The following is a 22,775-nucleotide window of genomic DNA, read 5'->3' as shown; positions in this document are numbered from 1 at the left end:
ACCGGGTTTCGGATAGGAATTGGGCGAGGCTCGATCAGGGGGACGATGTGTGGGACGCGATCGTGGATGTGGCCAATGTGTGTCACTCCGAAGAGCTGTATCCGATCGGCGAGAAGGGGCCGTTTCTGGCCCGTCTGGACGCCGTCGTGGACGCTTGGCGGGCTCGGCACGGCGCCGACGTCCGGGTCGAACTCGTCGCGGACAAGGCGTTGTTGCACGCGCTGGACGCGACCGATCGACGCGACCTGCGGCGGCGCGTGACCGACGGCGAGGTGACCCTGCGCCCGGTCGCCGACACGCTCGTCCTCGAACGCGCCGAGGCCGACGGACTGCACGTGCTCAGCGGCGACTTCTTCCTCGATTTCCGACGCCGGCATCCGTGGATCCCGGCACACCCGGAGCGGTTCCATCACTGGCACCAGGACGCCCGGGGAGTGCGGTTCGTGCTGCGCGGAATCGGGGCGGAACGGGAGCGGGGGCGGGGGGATTTCGAGGACGGGGCGGGCGCGGGGCATCGGGGCGGGGAGGCCACGGGGTTCCGGGGCCGAGAGGTCGCGGGTGGCGACGAGGTCACGGCCGGCGCGGAGTTCGTGGGGCTTCGGGACGAACACTTCGACCCTGGCGAACACCCGGGGATCGCGAACACCCGGTGGCGATGCGAGGAGCCGCTGTGTGTGTACGCGCGCATGTGGACGGGCCGGCTCCCGGTCTGGCCCCGCGTGGATGCCCGCGCGGGGGCGGTCTGCCCGGAGTGCGCGAGCCCGCTCCGAGCGCTGGGGCCCCGGCGGCCGACCCGGCAGGTCGAGCTGGCCGACCACGCCACCGGCGAGCCGATCGAGCGCCTCCCGCTGGAACTGGGCAGCAACCTCGTACTCGGCCGGGGCCGGATCGCGAACGGCTACGACCTGGGCAGCCGACAGGACCGCTTCGGCGAGGCGGTGCGGTATGTGAGCCGCCAACACGTGCTGTTGCGCTTCGCGGAGGGGCGGGCCGGCGAGCACGTGCTCGCCGTCGACCTGGGCTCCTCCAACGGCACGGAAATCGAGCGATGGAACGGCTCGACCCACGAACCCGGCCGCCCACTCGACGCGGACACGGAGGAACTCCTCGCCCCCCACGACCGACTCGTCCTGGGCGGCGGGGTACGCGTCGAGCTCCCACAACACCACCTCGACCCAACAAACGAACCACCGAGGTAAGGAAACCGAACCAAGACCGACAAACAAAGCCACACAGTCCCCAAGCGCAACGACCCCGCGAGCGCAGCGCACCGCACCCACCCCGCGAGCGCAGCAAGCCGGCCGACCCACTTCGCAACCGCAACAAACCAGCCGACCCACCCCGCGAGCACAACGCAGCGACCCACCCACCCCGTCAGCGCAACGAACCCGGCCGGCCCACCCCGCGAGCTCAGCGCAGCAGACCGCACCCGGCCGGCCCCGCCGTGGGCGCGGGGAGGCGTGGGGTGTTGGTGGGGGTTCGGGTTGGCGACAGTCGCGTTACAGGGGGGTTGGGGTGCGGGTGGACGGGGCGGGGCGGGCGGTAGCGTTCGCGGCGGGGGTCGGGGACGGAAGTCGGACGAGAGGGGTGGCGTGAGCAGCGTCGACACGGTGTCGTTGCAGGATCTGTGGGACCGGGTGATCGGGACCCAACCGGATCCGCCGAGTTGGCTCGCGCTCGTGACCGGGGCGGTCGCGGTCGTGGTGGTGTTGTATCGCCCGACCTGGCGGCCGTTGCGGTCGGTGGTGACGATCGCGCACGAGGGTGGTCACGCGATGGTCGCGCTGCTCAGCGGGCGTCGATTGTCCGGGATCCGGCTGCACTCGGATACCTCGGGCGTGACCGTGTCCGTGGGCAGGCCGCGCGGCCTGGGGATGGTGCTCACCGCGATGGCCGGCTACATCACGCCGTCCCTGTTGGGCGCGGGTGGCGCGGCGCTGCTCGCGGGGGCGCACATCACCATGGTGTTGTGGGTGGCGCTGGTGTTGCTCGCGCTGATGTTCATCGCGATACGCAACTGGTTCGGCGCCCTGGTGCTGCTGGTGACCGGCGGGGTGATCTTCGCGATCTCCTGGCTGGCCAGTGCGCGGATCCAGGCGGCGTTCGCCTACCTGTTGGTGTGGTTCCTGCTCGTGGCCGGGGTACGGCCGGTGCTCGAACTCCAGCAGATGCGCAGCCGCGGGCGGGCCCCCTGGTCGGACGCGGACCAGCTCGCCGACCTGACCCGGATCCCCGGGGCGGTGTGGGTCGGCTTCTTCGGGCTGGTCTCGGCCGCGGCCCTGGGCCTCGGCGCGGGCTCGCTGCTCACCTGACCGTCGGGACCGGTCCCCGATCCCCCGCCGGGTTCCACGAACCCGCCGGCGGATCGAACGCACGTCCCGGCCCGACGCAGGCCGGCTCCGCCTGGAGGCGGGGCCGGCCTGCGTCTGCTCAGAGTGCGTCGGGGAGCTTCGCGAGCACGCCGTCGTAGATCCGCTTGAGCCCGGCCGGCGCGAAGGTCTTCTCGAAGAAGCCCCCGATGCCGCCGGCCCCGTTCCACACCGTGACGATCTCGACCCGGCTGCCCGCGCCGTCCGCCGACACGGTCCAGGTGGTGACCATCGACGAGTTGGCGTCGGTCTCCACCAGCGTCAGGGCGGCCGGCTCGGTGACCGTCACCAGGCAGTCGCGCGAGCGCTTGCTCGTGGCCTGCAGGCGCCAGTGCGCCACCGTGCCGGCACCCTTGCCGCCCTCGCGCACGTCGTACTCCGAGAAGTGCTCGGTGAGCAGCTTGGGCCGCACGTCCGCGTAATCCGCGACGGCCGCGAAAACCGCCTCCGGTTCCGCCGCCACAGTCGTGTGTGCGGTTGCCCTGACCTGCGCCATGACCACTCCTTGCCCTCGATTGCTGTCGGCCGGGTCAAGCAAACCACTCCACCGCCCGGGCACCGAATCGTGCTCCGGTTACCCGCCGGTCGGCACCGGGTCTCAGGCGATCTCCACGCCGAACGAGCCGGCCAACCCGGCCAGGTCGAACTCGTAGCCCTGACCCTCCGTACGGAACTTCCACCCGACACCGTGGCGGTAGAACGTGCCGAGCAGCAACACCCGTTCGACCGTGGCGGCGTCGAGCACCGAGCGGCGGAACGAGGTGGCCTGGAACGGCGCCACGTCGATCTCGATCGGCCCGACCGCCGCGAACGTGCTCGTCCCGTCGACCGACGCCGCGACCACGACGCGATGTACGTCACGTGGCAGCGTATCCAGTTCGAGGGTGACGGTCTGCTCGGCGGGGCCGGACGCGTCCAGTGCGACCACGTCCAGCGGGGCGACCGGCTGGTTCCAGAACACGAAATCGGAATCGCCGCGTACTCGTTCGTGCTCGTCCAGCAGGAACGCCACGATGTCGATGTCCTCGTCGGGGCGATCCCACGCCCACGAGGCGTTCAGGATCCACCGGCCGGGCCGGGCGTCGCCGGGCAGTTGCACCGCGCCGCCGCGCGGAAGGTTGCTCGCGCTCGCACCGGGGCCGGAGGAGGCGGGGGTGGGGGTCGGCGCCTCGGTCAGTGCCGCCCGCCACTGGGCTTCGGTCAGGCAGACCGCGCCGAACGCCTGGGCCCGGGCGATCCGGGGATCGCTCGCCGCGCCGGGCAACACCAGCACGGTGTCCACGGTCGAGGTGAGGTTGATCCGGAGCCGGGCGCCCGATTCGCTCACGAGTTGGCGCACCCGGCCGCCCTCGGCGTGCTCGTCCCGGCCCTGGAGAACCAGGACCTGACGCACCGTCGGGCGGGTGGACGGCGGCGACGGGGTGTCGGCCACCCCCGAGACGGGTGCGGGTTCTTCCGGCTCGGGTTCCGGCTCCGGGCGTGGGGCCGGGACTCGCACCGGGGCGGATCCGGCGATCGGGGTGCCCGGCTGCACCCGGGCCAACAGCCGCAGGTAGGTGGCCTCGTCGATCACCGGCGTGCCCAGGCGCGCGGCCGTACGGTTCTTGCCGCTGCCGCTGCCCGGGTCCTCGGTCACCAGGACGGAGGTCTTGCCGCTGACCGAAGTCGCCACGTACAGGCCGGCCTCGGCCGCCTGTCGCTCCAACTGCTCGCGCGCATGTCCCGCGCCGCCGGTGAAGGCCACCCGCATGCCCTGGACCAGACCGACCGCGAGGTCGAGCCGGCCCGGATTCGTCCACGGGCAGGGCGCCTTCGGCCCGGCGGCCCGCTCCGGGATCCGCTTGCGCGCCGCCGCCCCGCGCCGCAGCCCGGAGCCGCTGTCGGGCACGGCCAACGGCAGCGGCAGGCCGGCCCCGGCCGCCTCGTGCAGGCCGTACCGGAAGATCTCACCGAGCACCCGCGCGTCGTCCACCGCGTCGTGCGCGCGCAGTTGGCGGACCCGGTAGTGCGCCGCGAGGGTGGCCAGCTTGTAGTCGCCGATCGGCAGTTCCAGATGTCGCGCCAGCGCCATCGTGCACAACCGCCGGCGCATCGGCCACGGCGTGTCCAGCCGGCGGTACTCCGAGGTCAACATCCCCCAGTCGAAGGGCGCGTTGTGCGCGACCAGCACCCGCCCGTCCAGGTACTCGGCCAAGTCGTCCGCGATCCGGTCGAACGTGGGCGCGCCCGCGAGCCGTTCCGGGGTCAGCCCGTGGATGTGCACCGGCCCGGGATCCCGTTCCGGGTCCACCAGCGTCGACCACCGGTCGGTCACCGTACCGGCTCGATCGAGCAACTCCACGGCGACCGAGACGATGCGATCCGAACTACGGAGCCCGGTGGTCTCCACGTCCACCACCGCGTAGTCGCTCGGGTAGTCGGCGGGCCAGTGGGCAAGCGGTGTGACTGTCACCCAGGGACCGTACAACGCATCGCTCGAACGCGCTTGGTGAGCACCGGAATCGAGGGATCGTCCGGCCGGATCGCACATCCTGGCATCGCGCCTCACGGGCTGCGGGGCACGGGACGCGCAACACGGGTCGGGCGTCAGGTGTTCGGCTGGTACTTCTCCAGTTCCGGGATGACTTCCTTGCCCAGGATTTCGATCGTCCGCATGATGTCGCGGTGTTCCAAAAAGCCCCACTGGACGTAGCAGATCAGCTCGTCCACGCCCAGGTCGGCGTAGCGCTTCATCTTGCGGATGCAGGTCTCCACGTCGCCGATCACGATCATGTCCGCCGCGTCGAAGGTCTCCACCGGCACGGTGCCTTCGAACATCGGCTTCAGGAGCGGGAAGGTCTTGTCCTGTTCGGCCGGGGAGAGGTGCGGCAGTTCCCATTCGAGGGTGAACATCGCCAGGTTCTTGTACCACCACGCGACCGAGTCCCAGACCCGCCGGTCGATCTGCTTGCGTCCGGTCGTGTGCACCAGGGTGTAGGCCGCGACCTTGTTCGTGGTCACCTCGGTCAGCGGCGTCGGGGTCTGTGCCGCCGCCCGGTAGGCGGCCACCTGGGCGGCCATCGTCTCCAGCGGCTGCATGATCGAGAAGGACAACATGCCCAACCCGTTGCGGCCGGCGATCTCCGCCGAGCCCTGTGACGTGGCGGCCATCCAGCACGGCGGGTGCGGGTCCTGGAACGGCTTGGGCGTGACCATCCGGCGCGGGAAGGAGAAGCGCTCCGACTCGTACTCGAAGTACTCCTCGCGCCACATGCCGGTGACGATCTCGATCGCCTCGCGCCAGTCGTCCCGCGAGCGGGCGATGTCCACGCCGAACGCGGTCTGCTCCATCGGGGTGGACCGACCGGTCCCCCACTCGACCCGGCCGCCGGACAGGATGTCCACGGTCGCGACCTTCTCCGCGATCCGCTGCGGCGGCGTGAACCCGAACGGGGTCAGCGTGACGCCGAAGCCCATCCGGATCCGCTCGGTGATGCCGGCCAGGTGACCGAGGAAGACCTCGGAGGCCGGCATGTGCGAGCGGCCCTCGCGGAAGTGGTGCTCCACCGCCCAGACGGTGTTGAAGCCCATCCGGTCGGCCAGCCGGATCTGCTCGACCGCCTCGCGATACGCACGCTGTTCCTCGCGCCGTTGGCCGTACGGGTGTTCACCGTGCCACGGGCGCGGCACGTCCACTTCGTAGAGCACGTCGAGCTTCATCGCGGACTCCATTTTCGATATATTGAAAAATGTTTTCGAATCCCGTATTTCGTGGTCCCGAGTGTGACCCGCCGAGGTACCGGCCACAAGGTGCCCGGGGGTCGGAGAGTCGCCGTCATGGTTCGTCCCGCCCTGGCCGCCGGTCGTGCGGTCGAGATTCTGAACTTCTTCGCCGCGCATCCGGGCGGCGCGTACACGCTGTCCGAGCTGCACGCCGCGCTCGGCATCAATCTCGCGTCCGCGTTGTCGGTGCTCCAGGCACTGGAGGACGCCGGTTATCTGGTGCGGCATCCGCGCCGCAAGACCTACGAGCTGGGTCCGGCCCTGGTCGCGCTCGGGGACGCGGCGCTGCGCGGCAACCCGGCGGTGGACCTGGCTCGCGGCCAACTGCGGGAGATGGCGGACGAGTTCGACACCGAGGTGATCGCCAGCGTCGCGGTGGGCGACGAGATCGTCATCCTGGCCGTCGAGGGTCGGCCGCAACTGGCCTCCGCCGACGTGCGGGTGGGCCAGCGGTTGCGGATGGTGCCGCCGCTGGGCCAGGTCTTCCACGCCTGGTCCACGCCGGCGGAGGTGGACGCGTGGCTGGACCGGCTGGACGAACGGGTGCGCGGTACGGCCCGGATCCACCTGCCGCCGACGCTGGCGGCGGTGCGCGAGCGCGGCTACTCGATCACCCTGGACAGTCCGACCCGGACCCGGATCGGCGACACGCTGGAGCGGATGGCCGAACACCCGTGCGAGGCGGCGCTGTTGCGCGACCGGTTGGCCGAGTTGGCCGCCGCGCTCGGGGAGGAGGAGTACGAGCTGGTCGCGGTCGACCCGGACACCGTCTACGACATCTCGGCCCTGGTCGCCCCGGTCTTCGACACCGCCGGCCGGGTCGCGGTCGCGCTGACCGTGAACGGCCTCAAGGGGGTGACCGGTCGGCGGGTGACGGGCCACGGCGAGCGGTTGGGCGCGGTCGCCCGGCTGGTCACCCGACGGTCGGGCGGCCGGGCACCGGAGTAGGGCCGGGGGCGAGGCGGGAGCGGGGCGGGGACCGAGACAGGGTCCGGATGGGTGCCGCGAGGTGGGCGATGCCTGCCGCGGCTGCGCTGCTCGCGTGCGTGGTGTTTCGGATCGGTGCCGTGCGGGTGTGTTTCGGATCGGCGCTGCGCGGGTGTGTGTTTCGTGAGCGTGTCGGGGCGCTCACCGTGTGAGCACTCGCTCACCGTCGGGCAATCCGCGCGTAACACGGGGCCGGTTCCTTAACCCGCGCGTAACACCGAGGTATACGGCAGGAAACCCGGGCTGCCCACCCTGACCACAGTCCCCGACCCGATCAGGCCCATGAGGGAGCCGCATGACCGTCGCGACCGACGCCCCGAACGCCGGAGACACCGCGTGGCTGCTGGTGGCCACGGCGCTCGTGCTGCTGATGACCCCCGCCCTGGCGATCTTCTACGGCGGCATGGTCCGGGCCAAGAGTGTGCTCAACATGCTGATGATGAGCTTCGTGGCGATCGCGGTGGTGACCGTGGTCTGGATCGCCTTCGGCTACAGCCTGGCCTTCGGCGGCGATGTGGGCGGCGGGCTGCTCGGTGATCTCGGCGACGTGTTCATGGCCGGCACCAAGCCGACCGACCTGCACGGCACGGTGCCCGAGCTGCTGTTCATGGCGTTCCAGTTGACCTTCGCGATCCTGACCGTGGCGCTGATCTCCGGTGCGATCGCCGACCGCACCCGGTTCAAGGCGTGGGTGCTCTTCTGCGCGGTCTGGGTCATCTGCGTATACGTGCCGCTGGCGCACTGGGTGTGGGGGCCGAACGGCTGGATCGCGCACCGGCTCGGCGCACTCGACTTCGCGGGCGGCCTGGTGGTCGAGATCAACTGCGGCGCGGCGGGTATGGCGGTGGCCCTGGTACTCGGCCCGCGGATCGGCTTCAAGCGTGATCCGATGCGACCGCACAACCTGCCGCTCGTGGTGCTCGGGGCCGGGTTGTTGTGGTTCGGCTGGTTCGGCTTCAACGGCGGCTCGGCGCTGGGCGCGAACGGTCTGGCCGCTCAGGCGCTGGTGAACACGCAGGCGGCCGGGTGCACCGCGCTGCTCGGCTGGCTGGCGGTGGAGAAGCGCCGAGACGGGCACGCCACCACGCTCGGGGCGGCCTCCGGCGCGGTCGCCGGCCTGGTCGCGATCACCCCGGCCTGTGGCGTGGTGGATCTGCCCGGCGCGATGGCGATCGGCCTGGTCGCTGGGGTGCTGTGCAGCTTCGCGGTGGGTTGGAAGCACCGCTTCGGCTACGACGACTCGCTCGACGTGGTCGGCGTGCACTACGTCGGCGGGGTGGTCGGTACGTTGCTGATCGGCCTGTTCGCCGCTGCCGACGTCACCGGCGGGCCGGCGGGCCTGCTGCACGGTGGCGGCCTCGCGCTGCTGGGCAAGCAGGTGGTGGCGATCGTGGTGGTGACCGCGTTCTCCTTCGGCGTCACGTACACGATCGCCAAGGTGATCGACCGCACCATCGGCTTCCGCGCCCACGCCGACCACGAGCAGGTCGGCCTGGACCTGGCCGTACACGCCGAAACGGCCTACGACCTCACCGCCTTCGCCGGCACCAAGCGCACCCCCACCCCCCGCCCCACCTCGAAGCCGGCAAACGACCTGGACCTGGGCTGACCTCGCCGGCCGGGGATCACGGGCCGGCGAATCGAGCGGGTCGGCCGAGGGCGGGTCGCCGGTTCAGCGGAGGGGTCGGCGGGTGAGGAGGGCCGCCGTGGCGAGGGTGGCCAGGGCGGCGGCGGGCAGGGCTGCTCGGCGGGCGAGTTTTCGGGTGTTGTGGTGGTCGAAGATCGCGCCGCTGGACTGGAACGAGAAGGCGGACCAGACCGACTGGGCCGAGAACGCCGAGGCCACGCCCAGGTAGGAGCCGATCGAGGCGGCCGACAGGGTCGAACCGATCGACCCGGCGGACAGGGCGGAGCCGACCGAACCGATCGACAACACCGAGCCGACCGAGCCGATCGAGAGCACCGAACCCTCGGAGGCGATCGACAACACCGAGTTGTGCGAACGCCAGGACAGGATCGAACCGTGGGCGTCGACGCCGGACCGCTTCTTCGTCATCGGCCCAGTCTGCCCGACCGCCGCACACCCGGACGACTTCACATGCGATCGACCGCGACCACCCGCAGCACCGCGCGCCCGGTCTCGTCCGACTCGGTCAGGTCCACCTCGGCGGTGATCCCCCAGTCGTGGTCCTGCGCCGGGTCGTCGAAGACCTGACGGACCCGCCACGCCGAGTCCTCCTTGGTGATCTGCATGAGCTTGGGGCCGCGCGCGTCGGGACCGGTACCGATCGAGTCGTGCTCGTCCCAGTAGTCCTCCAACGCGTCCTGCCAGCGCTCCGCGTCCCAGTTGCCGTCGCCCTCCTGCTCGGACAATTCGCCGAGCTGGAAGTAGCGCCGCAGGGCCGCGAGTTCCACCCGGCGAAAGAGCGCGTTGCGGACCAGGACCCGAAACGCCCGCTCGTTCGCGGTAACCGGCGTGGTGCGGCCCTCGATGTCGTCGAGTTCCTCCTGGGTCGCATCCGGGTTGGCCAGCTTCTCCCACTCGTCGAGCAGGCTGGAGTCGACCTGTCGGACCAACTCGCCCAGCCACGCGATCAGATCGTGCAGGTCCTCGTTCTTCGCGTCGTCCGGCACGGTCTGGTTGAGCGCCTTGTAGGCGCTCGCCAGGTAGCGCAGCACGATGCCCTCGGTGCGCGCGAGTTCGTACCAGCCGACGTAGTCGCCGAAGGTCATCGCCCGCTCGTACATGTCCCGCACGATCGACTTGGGCGACAGCGGGTGGTCGCCGACCCACGGGTGGCTGCGCATGTAGATGGCGTAGGCGTGTTCGAGCAACTCTTCGAGCGGGCGCGGGTATTGGATGTCGGCGAGCCGCTCCATCCGCTCCTCGTACTCGATGCCGTCCGCCTTCATTTGGCCGACCGCCTCGCCCTTGGCCTTGTTGAGCTGCGCGGCGAGGATCTGGCGCGGGTCGTCGAGGGTGGCCTCGACCACCGAGAGCACGTCGAGCGCGTAGGTCGGCGCCTCCGGGTCGAGCAGGTCGAAGGCGGCCAGCGCGAACGTGGACAGCGGCTGGTTGAGCGCGAAGTCGGCCTGGAGGTCCACGGTGAGCCGAACGATCCGACCCTCCTCGTCCGGAGCGTCGAGCTTCTCCACCACGCCGCCGTCCAGCAGCGAACGATAGATCGCGATCGCCTGCCGGATGTGCCGCAACTGCTGGGCTCGCGGCTCGTCGTTGTCGACCAGCAGGTGCCGCATCGCCTCGAACGCGTTGCCGGGCCGGTTGATCACCGCGAGCAGCATCGCGTGGGTGACCCGGAAGCGCGACGCCAACGGCTCCGGCTCGGCCTCCTGAAGCCGGGTGTAGGTCTCGTCGTTCCAGCCCACGAAGCCCTCGGGGGCCTTCTTGCGGACCACCTTGCGGCGCTTCTTCGGGTCGTCCCCGGCCTTGGCCAGCGCCTTGATGTTCTCGATCTCGTACTCGGGAGCCTGCGCGACCACATTGCCCACCGTGTCGAAGCCGGCCCGCCCGGCCCGCCCGGCGATCTGGTGGAACTCGCGCGCCCGCAGCCGGCGCACCCGCTGGCCGTCGTACTTGGACAGTGCGGTGAACAGCACGGTACGGATCGGCACGTTGACCCCGACGCCGAGCGTGTCGGTACCGCAGATCACCTTGAGCAGACCGGCCTGGGCCAGCCGCTCGACCAGCCGGCGGTACTTGGGCAGCATGCCCGCGTGGTGCACGCCGATCCCGTGTCGCACCCAGCGCGAGAGCTGCCGGCCGAACTTGGTGGTGAACCGGAAACCGCCGATCACCGACGAGATCTGATCCTTCTCCGCCCGCGTGCACATGTTGATGCTCATCAGCGACTGGGCCCGCTCGACCGCCGACGCCTGGGTGAAGTGCACGATGTAGACGGGCGCCTCACGCGTGGTCAGCAGTTCCTCGATGGTCTCGTGCAGCGGGGTGACCCGGTAGGAGAAGTACAGCGGGACCGGGCGCGTGGCCGACTTGACGATCGCGGTGGTCCGGCCGGTGCGTCGCTTCAGGTCGCCCTGGAAGCGGTCCATGTCGCCGAGCGTGGCCGACATCAGCAGGAACTGCGCCTTGGGCAGCTCGATCAGCGGGATCTGCCAGGCCCAGCCCCGGTCCGGGTCGCCGTAGTAGTGGAACTCGTCCATCACCACGAAGCCGACATCCGCGTCCGCGCCGTCGCGCAGCGCGATGTTGGCCAGCACCTCGGCGGTACAGCAGATGATCGGCGCGGTCGCGTTGACCGAGGCGTCGCCGGTCATCATGCCGACGTTCTCGGTGCCGAACTGGGCGACGAGGTCGAAGAACTTCTCCGAGACCAGCGCCTTGATCGGCGCGGTGTAGAAGCTGCGCTCCTTGCGCGCCATCGCGGCGAAGTGCCCGCCGGCGGCGACCAGGCTCTTCCCCGAGCCGGTCGGCGTGTTGAGGATGACGTTGTTGCCCGAGACAAGCTCGATCAGCGCCTCTTCCTGCGCGGGATACAGGGTGAGGCCACGCTCCTCGGCGTACGACGCGAAGGCTTCGTACAGGGCGTCGGGGTCGGCCTCGGCGGGGAGCAGATCGATGAGAGTCACAGGCTCTATCCTGCCTGCTCGCGCGCCCGGGCCCGGACGCAACCCGGATACCGCCCACCCGCGCACGTCGCGCGCCCCGCCGGCGGAGCACTTCCGGTGACGCGTGTCACATCCGTAGAGTCGCCGTGATCATCTGCCGCCGGAAACAGGGGTGTGTGTGAGGCCGGTACGACAGATGGGCCGAGTGGGCCGAGTGGGCCTCGTGCTTCTCATGGGTCTGATGTCGACCGGCGCTCTCCTCGGTTGTACGGCGCCCACTTCGCCGCGCACGTTGACCGCGGTCGCGCCCGCGCACAACCCGGAGGCGGACCCCGACGGCATGAGCTGGACGGTCCGGCTGGGCGGCCGGATCCAGACGCAGCGCAACTACCGCCTGGTCGTCTCGACCGACCCCCGCGCGGTCGACGCGGTGACCGACGGTGGCGTGGACCCCGCCGTGTGGGACAGCGGCGTGGTCCAGTCCGCCGAGCACATCGGCGTGCGCCCCTTCGGCCTCCGCGTCGAGAGGGGCGAGACGTACTACTGGAGCGTGCGCGTCCAGGACCACGAGGGCCACGACTCGGGCTGGAGCGCCCGAGACCAGTGGACGGTCTTTCGGGCCTGAGGAATCGGGAGCGGCGCGATCGGGCCGGTCGGGCGTTCGAGGACGCCTCTACGCAACGCGACGGCACCGCGGCCGGCAAGCCCGACCACACCGATCGGCCCGCCCACACCGACTCGGCCCGCCCGGCGTTCGAGGACGACCGGGCCGACAGGCCCGGGCAAGCCCGAATCAGCCCGTCCGGCGTTTGCGGACGAGGCGGCCGCAGGCCCCACGGCCGCCGCCCGCGGGGCCTAGCAGACGATCTTGGCCGCCCGTAGTTCGGCCACCCGGTCCGTGTCGAGGCCCAGTTCGGCGAGGATCGCGTCCGTGTCGGCGCCGAGTGTGGGGGCCGGTGTGCCCAACCGCGCGGGTGTACCGCCGAACAGCGCCGGATGCCGGGGCTGCCGCAGCCGACCGGCGGTGGGGTGCACATCGTCCTCCAGCACGCCGACGGCGGCGATGTGCGGGTCGCCGGCGAGGTCGGCGGGGCCCAGTACGACCCCGCACGGCACGTTCTGCGCCTCCAGGCGGGCGATGCCCTCGGCGACGGTGAGCTTGGTCGCGGCCTCGTGGCAGCGGGTCACCAGCGCGTGGCCGACCTCGCGGTTGCGCCGGCGCTCGGCGATCGTGGCCACCCGGGGGTCGTCGTACCCGTCGACGCCGAACGCCCGACACATGCCGGCGAAGTCCGCGTCCGAGGTGGGCGTGGCGATGCCCCAGCCGTCCAGGAAGGCGTACGGGCGTACGTCCGCGACGAAGCTGCCGGGTTGGCTGCCGTCGCCGTCGCGCAGCACGTCGTTGCCGGCCGAGTCGACCCACATGAAGGAGATCACCGCGTCCAGCATGGACAGTTCGAGATGTTGGCCGCCGCGTCCGCGCTCGCGGGCGTACAGGGCCGCGGTGATCGCCTGCGCGGCGGTGAGCGCGGTGACCTTGTCGGCGAGGGCCTGGTTGGAGAACCTCGGGCGGTCGGTCTGCGGGTCCTTCTGGTTCTCGGCGATCCCGCCGTACGCCTGGATCACCGTGTCGTAGGCGCCTTTGCCGGCGTACGGCCCGTGCGCCCCGAAGCCGGAGATCGAGCAGTAGACGAGGTCGTCCCGCCGCACGTCGGGGTAGCCCAGGCCGAGCCGTTCGGCCACGCCGGGCCGCCAGTTCTGCACCACCACGTCGGCCCGCGCGATCAGTTCGCGCACCAGGTCGCGGCCCCGGTCGGTGCGCAGGTCCACCGCGACGCAGCGCTTGCCGCGGTTGCACATCTGGTAGAGCGCGCTGATGCCACCGGTCGCGGTGCCAATCCAGCGGGAGATGTCGCCGATCCCCGGGCGTTCGACCTTGATCACGTCGGCGCCCTGATCGGCGAGCAGGGTCACCGCGTACGGACCGGTCGCGGCCGTGGACAGGTCCACGACGCGCAGGCCGGCCAGGGGTCCGTCGATCGGAACACGTTCCATGGTGGCGCTCCCCCTCCGATGTCGCTCGCGCGACGTGATTCGACGGGACCCGGTGCCTCGGATACCCGGATGACGAAAACAGGTTCTCTGTCACAGGTCAAGGCTCTGGTCTGTTGGCGAGGTCCGGCGGAGAATCCGGCAGCGTCCCGGTGCTCGGGACGCCACACCGATCCACGGAGGATTCGTGACCAACCCGATCGGGCCGCTCACCGCGGCCGACGAAGGCTTTCACCACCAGGTCGCCGAGACGTTCGCGACCGTGGCCACTACCGACCCGTCGTGGACCGAGAAGGTCTGCGCGATGGCTGCGGCCCGGGACGGCAGCCTGCAACTGGGCTTCGGGCTGGGCAAGTACACGAACCGCAACGTGATGGACGGCTATGCGGGCATCTCGCGCGGCGTCGAACAGCTCACGGTCCGCGCCTCGCGCCGGTTGTCGCCCGAACCGCACACCACGACGGTGGGACCGATCCGCTACGAGGTGATCGAGCCGCTCCGGGTGGTGCGCTTCGCCCTGGAGGCGAACGAAGCCCAGCCGATCGCCTTCGACTGGACCTTCGAGGCGGCCGTCCCGGCGGTCTGCGAGGACCGTACGCACAACCGGCGCGGCTACCGCACCACCGCCGACCTGGTGCGCTACCACCAGACCGGGGTGGCCTCGGGCTGGGTCGAAGTGGACGGCGAGCGCACCGAGATCACCCCCGACACGTGGGTGTCGACGCGCGACCACTCGTGGGGCACCCGCTACGACGTGGGGGCGCCGGCGGCCGACCTGGAGCCGGCCGGGATGCCCGCCTCGATGTCGTTCCGGATGATCTGGGCGCCCATCCTGATGGAGCGGGCGGACGGCAGCCGGTACGCGTTGTTCCTGCACTACCAGATCACCGATGGGCCCGGCTTCGCGCAGAAGCGGGTGATGGGCGGGGTCGAGCACCCCGACGGCCGCGTGGAGGAATGGGCCGACCTGGTACCGGAGTTGAGCTACGACCCGGCCAACCGGCGGCTGCTCGGCGGGAAGTTGCACGCGACGATGGCGGACGGTTCGACCCGGCCGCTGGAGTTGGAGGTGGTCTCGGCGACCGGCTTCCACCTCGGCGCGGGCCTGTACTTCGGCCTGGACGGCCGACACCACGGCGAGTGGCGCGGCGACCTGCACGTGGAGGGCGAGCGGATCGCGGACTGCTCGACCCCCGAACAGGCCCGCCGGCTGCACCAGATCCGGGACACGGTGGTACGGGTGACCGACCCGGTCGGCGGCGGGGTCGGCTGGGGCAACTGCCAGCCGATCGTGACGGGCGCGGACCCGGGGTTGGGGCTCACGGCGGAGTCGTCGTTCATGTAGCGGAGTTGGGTCGGGTGGCGGCGCGTTGCGTGATGGCGGGCGGATCGGTGGCGGGCTGCGCGGGGGCCGTGTGCGGGACGGCTGTGCGCGGGACGGCCGTATGCGGGACGGCTGTGCACGAGCCGGCCGCGCGCGGGCTGTGCGGTTTCTTTCTCGGTCGGTATTCCGCTGAACACGCAGCGCGAGCCATACGATGCTGTCGACTTTGATCAGGGGAAGGGACGTCAGCCATGCGCAGGATCCTCATCGTCGGTGCCGGCCAATCCGGGCTCCAACTCGGCCTGGGGTTGCTGGCCCACGGCTACGACGTGACCGTGATGACCGAGCGGACTCCCGACGAGATCCGCGCCGGGCGAGTGACCTCGACGCAGATCATGATGCCGTCGACGATCGCGCTGGAGCAGCCGCACGGCCTGGACCTGTGGTCGGATCGCGTGCCGCCGATCGACCGGGCCGGGTTCACCATCCCCGGCCCGGACGGCACGCCGGTGGTGAACTGGCTGGGCGATCTGGGTGGCGCGCAGTCGGTCGACCAGCGGATGAAGATGCCCGCGTGGATGGACCTGTTCGTGGCCCGCGGCGGCAACCTGGTGGTGCACCCGGTCGCGGTCTCCGACATCGACTGGTACACCCGCAACTACGACCTGGTCGTGGTGGCCGCCGGCAAGGGCGAGCTGGTGTCGATGTTCGACCGCGATCACGAGAAGTCCGAATTCACCAAGCCCCAGCGGCAGTTGTCGGTGGCCTACTTCCACGGCGCGACCCCGCGCCCGGAGGTCGGGTACGCCGCGCTGCACGTCAACGCGATCCCCGGGATCGGCGAGATCATCATGTTCCCGGGCCTGACGCTGTCCGGCCCGTGCGACATCATCCTGCTGGAAGCCGTGCCGGGCGGCCCGCTGGACGTGTTCCGCGACGTACGCGACCCCGACACCCACTGGGCCGTGCTGCGGGACCTGGTCCGGCAGTTCGCGCCGTGGGACCACGACCGGATCAGCCGCGCCGAACTCACCGACCCGATGTGCGTGCTCAGCGGCGGCTTCGCCCCGATCGTGCGCAAGCCGATCGCCGAACTGCCGATGGGCGGTATCGCGTTGGGCATCGGCGACGTCCTGGTCACCAACGACCCGATCAGCGGACAGGGTTCCAACAACGCCGCACGAGCCGCCGACCTGTACCTGAACGAGATCGTCGCGCGCGGCGACCTCCCGTTCGACGCGGCCTGGATGCAGTCGGTCTTCGACGCGTTCTGGTCCCGCGCCCGACACGGCGTCAAGTTCTCCAGCTCGTTGCTCGGAGTCCCCCCGGAGCACGTCCAGATGCTGATGGGCGCGGGCAATACGTGCCCCGCCGTGTGCGACGCGGTGATGAGCGCTTTCGACAACCCGGTGGAGTTCGAGGAGTTCATGTACGACCCGGAGAAGACGATGGCGTTTTTGACGAAGGTGGGGGCGGTTTAGGGGGGTTGGGGGAGATTGGGAGATTGGGGGGTTGGGGGCGCCGAGATGGAAGTGGGGGCGCTTGGTCGGTTGGCGTCGGTCGCGGGGCGTAGGCGGAGGGCCCGGGTCGTGAGCGGGCCGAGGCGGGTCGTGGGCGGACGAAGTATGAGGGCGCGGGGCGCGAGCGCAGCGAGCACGTTCGGGGTGGAGCGTGGGTCGTGGGTGCGATGGGTGGGGTGGGGTGGGTCGCGGGTGTAGCGCCCGGGGCTGCGGGCGGCAGGGCGACGAGCATGGCGGCCCGGGTCGTGAGTGGAACGGGCGGGACGGCCCGAATCGCGAGCGCAACGGGCACGGCGACCCCGATCGCGAACCGAACCGGTGGGACCGCCCGGATCGCGAGCGCAACGGGCACGGCGACGCCGATCGCGAACCGAACCGGCGGAACGGCCCGGATCGCGAGCGCAGCGAGCACAGCGCCCCAGTCGCGCGGGACCGTCCGGGTCGCAAGCGCGAGCGAGCACTGCGGCCTCGGTCGTGAGCAGAACCGGCGGGATGGCCCGGGTCGCGAGCGCAGCGAGCGCAGCGGCCCGAACCGGCGGGGACGGCCCGGGTCGTGAGCGCAGCGAGCGGGACCGCCCGGGTCGCGAGCGGAGCGAGCACAGCGGCCCCGATCGCGAACCGAACCGGCGGGACGACCCGGGTCGCGAGCGCAGCGAGCACGGCGGCCCGGGTCGTGAGCGGAACGGGTGGGACGGCCCGAACCGGCGGGGACGGCCCGGGTCGTGAGCGCAGCGAGCGGGATCGCCTGGGTCGCGAGCGGAGCGAGCACAGCGGCCCCGATCGCGAACCGAACCGGCGGGACGACCCGGGTCGTGAGCGCAGCGAGCACGGCGGCCCGGGTCGCGAGCGCAGCGAGCACGGCGGCCCGGGTCGTGAGCGGAACGGGTGGGACGGCCCGGGTCGTGAGCGGAGCGAGCGGGTGGGCGGCTTTCGGCGATGCAGCGCTGCTTTTTGTTGGGCGCCTTCGGCGCCGGCTCGCGAGGCACCACTTTTTTGCTCCGTCGCAGGCTCCTCCACAAAAAAGTGGCCCCTCGCTCGTGACTTCGTGTCCCTGCGCTTCGCTCCGGGCCACGAAGTCAACGTTCTGCGGCTCCGCCGCTCTCCGCGCTTCGCGCGTCGATCACGGGGGCGGGCTGGGTCGGGGGCGCTGACGCGCCGGGGGGTGGGGTGGCCGGTTGGGGTTGGGTTGGGGGGCGTGGGTGGGGACGGCGGCGGTTCGGCGGGGGCGGGCTCGGGATTGGTGTCCGACGCGACCGCGCCGGGGCGGGTCAATGTGCGGGGTCGTGGGGACCGCTTCGCTTCAGTTCGCACCTCCCGTCCGTGCAGGAGCGGCGCAGGCGGCCGGCCGAGACCGTCTCCATGAGGCCGATTGCCCAGCACATCGGGCAGCCGCGCAGCGCGACCAGGCCGACCGGGGCGAGGAGCAGGCTTGCCGGGCCGGTGACCGGTAGCAGGGCCAGGGATCCGGCGAGTGCGCCGAACCCGATGGCGCCGCGGGCCAGATGGCGCGGGACGGTGGCGCTGGCGAAGCCGCCACGTGCATCGGCGGCGTCGGGGGTGGAATCGGGCGGGGCGGGGCGTGTTGCCGTGGTCGAGTCAGGAGTCATGGTCGGATTCCCTCGTTCCCTTCGATCCGGTCGGGTCGTCGTGGAGGGCCTCGCGTACCGCCGAACGGGCGCGGTGCAGGCGGGACTTCATTGCGGCTGTGCCGAGTCCGAGCCGGTCCGCGACGGTGCGGCCGGGCAGGCCCTGGATGTCCCGCATGACCAGCACCTGCCGCTGGTCGTCGGGCAGCGCGGCGATCGCGGCGGCGACGCGTTCGGCTTCCAGGCGCAGCAGGACATCCTCCTCGGCGGACCGCGCGGCGCCGCCGAACGCGTCCAACCCACCGGGATCGTCGGCGGGCCCGTGTTGGAACAGGGCGCGGGTACGCCGCAGGCACTCGTTGCGGACGATCCGGAACATCCACGAGGCCAGTGCCCCGGACGCGCGGAGCATGCCGATCTTGCGGTACAGGATGATCAGCGCTTCCTGAGCCGCGTCCTCCGCGTCCTGGGGCGTGGCGCACAACGTGTGCGCGAATCGGCTCACGTGCGGATAGGAGCCGCGCACCAACGCGGTGAGCGCATCGACATCGCCGCGTTGCGCTGCGGCGACCAGGGTCGCGCCCGGCCAGGTGCGGTCAGACACCCTGACGCCTCCGGCGGCGCAGCAGCGTGACGGTACACGCGCACACCAACAACGCGGCAACCGCGACGGCGATGACGATGACAGCGGTCATGAGGTCCTCCCGGGTGGGGTACGGGGGCGGACGAGGTCGTCCGCACACCTAACACCTATAAGAGGCGCGACGACGCGAAAGGATTCACCCCCGTCCGTAGCCGAGTGGTGGTGCAGTCCGTCCCACCCCACAACGCGGAACCACGACCGCACGCCACACCGGGGGTGGTCGGTGGACCGATCACCGCGCGGCGACGGCGATCGACGCGGTGGCGTGCAAGCACTGCCGCAACCTCACCTGGTGTGACGCGCCGGCCCAACGCCCGCCGTGACAGCGGATGTTCCGACGCCTGTCGGAGTCGGCCCCACGATCGCCCACGCCCGCCGGCGCCGCGAGGGGGCACGCCCCGCCGCCGTGACCGGGGCGGAAGCCACACCCCACCCACCCGGCCGGATACGGAAGCCGTAGGCGGCGGCTCAGACGTTTCGTCGGGGGCGTTGGATGCGGACCTCGTGGGCGGTGGACAGGTCCGGGTAGTACGGCAGTTCGAGGTGGCGAACGGTGGTGACGGTCACCGTCGCGTCGTTGCTCCAGGACACGGAGACACCGAAGTCGACCGTGCCGTCGCGGCGGGTGAGGCCGAAGTGCTTCATGGTGTTGCCATCGGAACGCACCTCGGCGGTGACCCAGGCGCCGGCGACCGGATCGCCGCTCGTACCGGTCACCTCAGCCGTCGCCGTCGCCCACCACGGCCCCTGGCCATCGGGCCGCCCGAGTTCGCTCGCCCTGCCGGTAACGGACGTCACGGCCAGGCCCGGCCTCGGAACCGCCGAGGCAGGCATCGAAAACGATCGATCGTCGCGGGCAGGGTGCATGAGACGGCTCTCCAGGGCATGGGCGATCAGTACAGCCTGACCGGCGCAGGCATGCACGGTTCGACGCCCGGATGGTCACCGGGTGAACGACACCCCAACATTGGTTCGGACCGGTTACCACTTCTTGACATGAACGGAACGAATCGCCACCATCCCCACCTCGCCCACCCCCGCACCCCAGCCCGGTCGGCACACCGCGCTTACGACCCGGGTCCGCCGGCACGCTGCGCTTGCGACCCGGTTCGACCGGCGCGCCGCGCTGCGCCCACGACCTCCGCCCACCAACCAAAGCCCCACCCTCGGCGCGTCAGCGCCCACGACCTTGGCCCACCCCGGTGATCGACGCGCGAAGCGCGGAGAGCGGCGGAGCCGCAAACTTTGACTTCGTGGCCCGTAGCGAAGCGAAGGGACACGAAGTCACGAGCGAGGGGCCACTTTTTGCGGAGGAGCGTCAGCGGGGGAGCAAAAAGTGGTGCCTCGCGAGCCGGCGCCGAAGGCGCCCAATAAAAAGCAGCGCTGCATCGCCGACCGACGCCCACCCGCTCACTCAGCTCACGACCCCGGCCGTCCCACCCGTTCCGCTCACGACCCCGGCCGTCCCACCCGTTCCGCTCACGACCCGGGCCACCGTGCTCGCTGCGCTCGCGACCCAGGCCGTCCCTCCCGTCCGTGCGCGACCCAGGCCACCATGCTCGCTGCGCTCGCGACCCAGGCCGTCCCACCGGTTCCGTGCGCAACCGGGTCGCCGTACTCGCTGCGCTCACGACCCAGGCCAACTCCACCGCCGCCCCGCAACCCCAGCCACCCGGACCCGCCACCCCCGCGACCCGCCGGAAGCCCAAGCACCGCCCCGCGCCAGCGCCCGTGCCCCAGCCGCAGCCGCAGCCGCAGCCCCAGCCGCAGCCCCAGCCCCAGCCCCAGCCCCATTCGGCCCATAAAAAAGCCCGACCCGAGAGTTTTCGCTCTCGGGTCGGGATGCCGTCGTGCCCCGGGTGGGGGTGGGGACACGAGCGGCCGGGGATGCGAGATCCCCGAACGGCTACAGACCCTGGGGGGGATTGGGCTGCGCCTGGGCCATTCGGAAAGGGGGGAGTCCCGTTGGTTCCGAATGGACCGTCGTTCTGAAGGCTAGTGAAAACCGTGGCCGAAGAACACCTGTCGACCCGACCGGATTGGCCCCGAGACAAGGGTTTAAGGCCCACTTAAGGGTTGATCAAGGTCCACGTGTCCGGCGGCACACGAACAACTACTCACAGTGAGAAGATCCCTCGTCCAAGTGTCCGCCCCCACCCCGAGCCAACCGCGCATCGCAACGCATCCCACAACGCAACCCCACCCCAAACCAAACAACGAACCAGTCGTCAGCCCCCCAAACCGCCCCACACCCCTGCACGTATTCCCATGAGGTTGATGAAGCAACTTCCGGGTGGTCGACCCATGAGACCGGTGCGTCCGGACCTGACGCTTGCCCCCGCCGTTGCGATGCGGCCGATCCGGATGTGTCCAATAGCACCCGAAATCCCCTCCCCCACAGAGACGTTGCGCCCGCCGTGGGACCGGCCGCAGAGACCGTTATCGGCCAGGAGACGCCAGGACACGCCAGGACACGCCAGGACACGCCACACGACAATGCCGCATCACCCGAAGTCGGCACGCACGCCGTTCCCAAACGCGATCCCCGCGAGGCAGGACTGATCCTCGCCCTCGCCACGGCGCCCGTCACAAAACGCCGGCGCCACCACCACGCGAACTCCCATTTCCCCCACGCCGGTTCCTCCACCGAAACAACCCCACCCAAACAGCCCACCGGACCTCGCCCCTCGGGACAGAACCGAAGGACCGAAGCAGGGCAAATATCACGCGACAGCCAAGCCCCTCATCCGGCAGGGTTCCGCCCGATGAGCGACAACAAGAACGACAACAAGAACAACGACAAGAACGACAACAAGAACGACGAAATGTTCTACGCCCCCCACAAATCCCTCCAAGGGCTGCTGCAACGAGGACGGGGCCTGGGCGCCATACAGGCGCGGCAAAGCCCCTCGGCAGCCGCGCCGTTCGTGTACGACGGGATCCGTCGGGACTGGGCCTGGGACGGACTCGTCGACGAACGTGCCCTGTACCTGGCGCGGTCGGTCCAAGAGCTGGAGTTGTCGCCGGCACCGATCGTGAAGCAACTCGCGGGTTCCGAGGACGAGTGCTCCCGGGCGGCCGATGTGTTGGTCCTGCTCGCTCTCGGCGGATCGCACGAGGCCCGGGAGGGACTGCGGGCCCACATCCGGGAAGGCGCCCACTGGGTACCCGTACTGGAGTCCGTCGCGGACCACTGGCCGGACACCTGGTGGGAGGACCTGGCCGAGGTCGCGCAAACCCGCATCGGCCGGGAACCGGAGCCGCCGTGGCGAACCGAGCCGTGGGCCGGGTTCGGAGTCGTGGTCCGGCGGCCCGATCCACGACCGGCTCCGCACGATCTCGGCGGGCATACCGACGGCGAGCTGCTCGACCTGCTGACCCTCGCCCCGCCCGGGGACCGCATCCGGGTCGACGCCCTGCACGAACTGTGCCGCCGCGACCCGACGGAAGCCCTGATCCCCCTCGTACCCTCGCTCGCCACCCCGGACGGTCGCCGTCCCCTCCCGCAGCTCACCCGGGCCGTCGAACACCTCGGCGCCCTGGCCGTACCGGCGGCGCGCGACTGGGCGGGCGACGAGCGCGAATGGCTCGCCCGCCTCGGCCGTAACGTCCTCGCCGACCAGGCCGTCCCCGAGGCGCTGCCGGTCCTACTGGCCGAACTCGCGCAACAACGGCGGACCCACACCTGGTGCGGCCCCGAGGCCACGGCACGGCAACTGGCCCGCTTCGGGCCGGAAGCCGCCGAGGCGGTGGCCGACCTGCGCCGGCTCTGGCTGCACACCCCGCACTCCTACGCGCGGCCCGCCTACCTGGAAGCGCTCGCCGCCATCGACGCGAGCGGCCTGGAGCATGAGGTGCCCCGCGTTTTCCGGACGCCTTGTTCGCTGTCCTTTTATGCGGCGAGTCCGAGCTCGTGGTGGTTTTGCAGGGCTTCGAGTGGTGTGC

17 protein-coding genes are annotated in these 22,775 nt (G+C 70.9%); 8 read left to right on the top strand and 9 right to left on the bottom strand.

What is annotated here, in order from left to right; all coding sequences use genetic code 11:
- Positions 1-62 precede the first annotated feature (62 nt).
- Both ACH4U8_RS24185 and ACH4U8_RS24180 read left to right on the top strand, forming a co-directional pair.
- The gene (locus ACH4U8_RS24185; RefSeq protein ID WP_395780122.1) at positions 63-1,199 is read left to right on the top strand and encodes an FHA domain-containing protein; all 1,137 of its coding nucleotides are present in this window, start codon (positions 63-65) and stop codon (positions 1,197-1,199) included.
- Positions 1,200-1,592: 393 nt separating this feature from the next.
- Positions 1,593-2,312, top strand: coding sequence for a M50 family metallopeptidase (locus ACH4U8_RS24180; RefSeq protein ID WP_360314732.1), 720 nt, complete (start codon positions 1,593-1,595; stop codon positions 2,310-2,312).
- A 118-nt stretch (positions 2,313-2,430) separates the two neighbouring features.
- On the opposite strand, the gene ACH4U8_RS24175 is transcribed toward ACH4U8_RS24180, so the two are convergent.
- From ACH4U8_RS24175 to ACH4U8_RS24165, 3 genes are all read right to left on the bottom strand, one after another.
- Positions 2,431-2,865: an SRPBCC family protein gene (locus tag ACH4U8_RS24175; protein WP_379990519.1), complete on the bottom strand. Its 435-nt coding sequence runs from the start codon at positions 2,863-2,865 to the stop codon at positions 2,431-2,433.
- Positions 2,866-2,967: 102 nt separating this feature from the next.
- A complete protein-coding gene (locus ACH4U8_RS24170; protein WP_395780120.1) occupies positions 2,968-4,821 on the bottom strand; it encodes an exonuclease domain-containing protein in 1,854 nt (617 codons plus the stop codon).
- Between the two features lie 134 nt (positions 4,822-4,955).
- Positions 4,956-6,068 (bottom strand): LLM class flavin-dependent oxidoreductase, encoded by a 1,113-nt coding sequence (locus ACH4U8_RS24165; RefSeq protein WP_360314726.1) that lies wholly within the window; start codon positions 6,066-6,068, stop codon positions 4,956-4,958.
- Between the two features lie 117 nt (positions 6,069-6,185).
- On the opposite strand from ACH4U8_RS24165, the gene ACH4U8_RS24160 reads away from it, so the two are divergent.
- Both ACH4U8_RS24160 and ACH4U8_RS24155 read left to right on the top strand, forming a co-directional pair.
- Positions 6,186-7,079 (top strand): IclR family transcriptional regulator, encoded by an 894-nt coding sequence (locus ACH4U8_RS24160; RefSeq protein ID WP_395780118.1) that lies wholly within the window; start codon positions 6,186-6,188, stop codon positions 7,077-7,079.
- A 334-nt stretch (positions 7,080-7,413) separates the two neighbouring features.
- The gene (locus tag ACH4U8_RS24155; protein ID WP_360314722.1) at positions 7,414-8,727 is read left to right on the top strand and encodes an ammonium transporter; all 1,314 of its coding nucleotides are present in this window, start codon (positions 7,414-7,416) and stop codon (positions 8,725-8,727) included.
- 63 nt (positions 8,728-8,790) lie between these two features.
- Here the strand turns inward: ACH4U8_RS24155 and ACH4U8_RS24150 are convergent, their stop codons facing one another.
- Positions 8,791-9,174, bottom strand: coding sequence for a hypothetical protein (locus tag ACH4U8_RS24150; RefSeq protein WP_395780116.1), 384 nt, complete (start codon positions 9,172-9,174; stop codon positions 8,791-8,793).
- 38 nt (positions 9,175-9,212) lie between these two features.
- Positions 9,213-11,726 carry a DEAD/DEAH box helicase gene (locus ACH4U8_RS24145; protein ID WP_395780114.1) on the bottom strand — a complete coding sequence of 838 codons (2,514 nt, stop codon included), beginning with the start codon at positions 11,724-11,726 and terminating at the stop codon, positions 9,213-9,215.
- A 220-nt stretch (positions 11,727-11,946) separates the two neighbouring features.
- Here ACH4U8_RS24145 and ACH4U8_RS24140 point away from each other — a divergent pair, with 220 nt between their 5' ends.
- A complete protein-coding gene (locus ACH4U8_RS24140) occupies positions 11,947-12,330 on the top strand; it encodes a hypothetical protein (RefSeq protein WP_360314716.1) in 384 nt (127 codons plus the stop codon).
- Positions 12,331-12,560: 230 nt separating this feature from the next.
- Here the strand turns inward: ACH4U8_RS24140 and ACH4U8_RS24135 are convergent, their stop codons facing one another.
- Positions 12,561-13,760, bottom strand: a complete 1,200-nt coding sequence (locus tag ACH4U8_RS24135) for a CoA transferase (protein ID WP_360314714.1) — start codon at positions 13,758-13,760, stop codon at positions 12,561-12,563.
- 184 nt (positions 13,761-13,944) lie between these two features.
- Between ACH4U8_RS24135 and ACH4U8_RS24130 the strand changes: the two genes are divergently transcribed.
- Entirely contained in the window at positions 13,945-15,102 is a 1,158-nt protein-coding gene (locus ACH4U8_RS24130) for a hypothetical protein (RefSeq protein WP_395780112.1), read from the top strand.
- Positions 15,103-15,332: 230 nt separating this feature from the next.
- A complete protein-coding gene (locus ACH4U8_RS24125) occupies positions 15,333-16,562 on the top strand; it encodes a styrene monooxygenase/indole monooxygenase family protein (RefSeq protein WP_379990522.1) in 1,230 nt (409 codons plus the stop codon).
- A 1,307-nt stretch (positions 16,563-17,869) separates the two neighbouring features.
- Here the strand turns inward: ACH4U8_RS24125 and ACH4U8_RS24120 are convergent.
- The 3 genes from ACH4U8_RS24120 to ACH4U8_RS24110 form a co-directional block, all read right to left on the bottom strand.
- Positions 17,870-18,208 carry a hypothetical protein gene (locus tag ACH4U8_RS24120; protein WP_395780110.1) on the bottom strand — a complete coding sequence of 113 codons (339 nt, stop codon included), beginning with the start codon at positions 18,206-18,208 and terminating at the stop codon, positions 17,870-17,872.
- Positions 18,198-18,791, bottom strand: coding sequence for a sigma-70 family RNA polymerase sigma factor (locus ACH4U8_RS24115; RefSeq protein ID WP_360325167.1), 594 nt, complete (start codon positions 18,789-18,791; stop codon positions 18,198-18,200). Before ACH4U8_RS24115 ends, ACH4U8_RS24120 begins: the two co-directional genes overlap by 11 nt.
- A gap of 507 nt (positions 18,792-19,298) precedes the next feature.
- Entirely contained in the window at positions 19,299-19,547 is a 249-nt protein-coding gene (locus ACH4U8_RS24110) for a hypothetical protein (RefSeq protein ID WP_395780108.1), read from the bottom strand.
- Between the two features lie 2,048 nt (positions 19,548-21,595).
- On the opposite strand from ACH4U8_RS24110, the gene ACH4U8_RS24105 reads away from it, so the two are divergent.
- Positions 21,596-22,775, top strand: a 1,180-nt coding sequence (locus tag ACH4U8_RS24105; RefSeq protein WP_395780106.1) for a hypothetical protein, incomplete at its 3' end; no start/stop codon positions are given.

It is taken from the genome of Embleya sp. NPDC020886 (assembly GCF_044333915.1).
In the GTDB taxonomy this organism is placed as follows: domain Bacteria; phylum Actinomycetota; class Actinomycetes; order Streptomycetales; family Streptomycetaceae; genus Embleya.
Note: the sequence above shows the minus strand (reverse complement) of the source record. Positions and strands in the feature narration are given on the sequence as shown.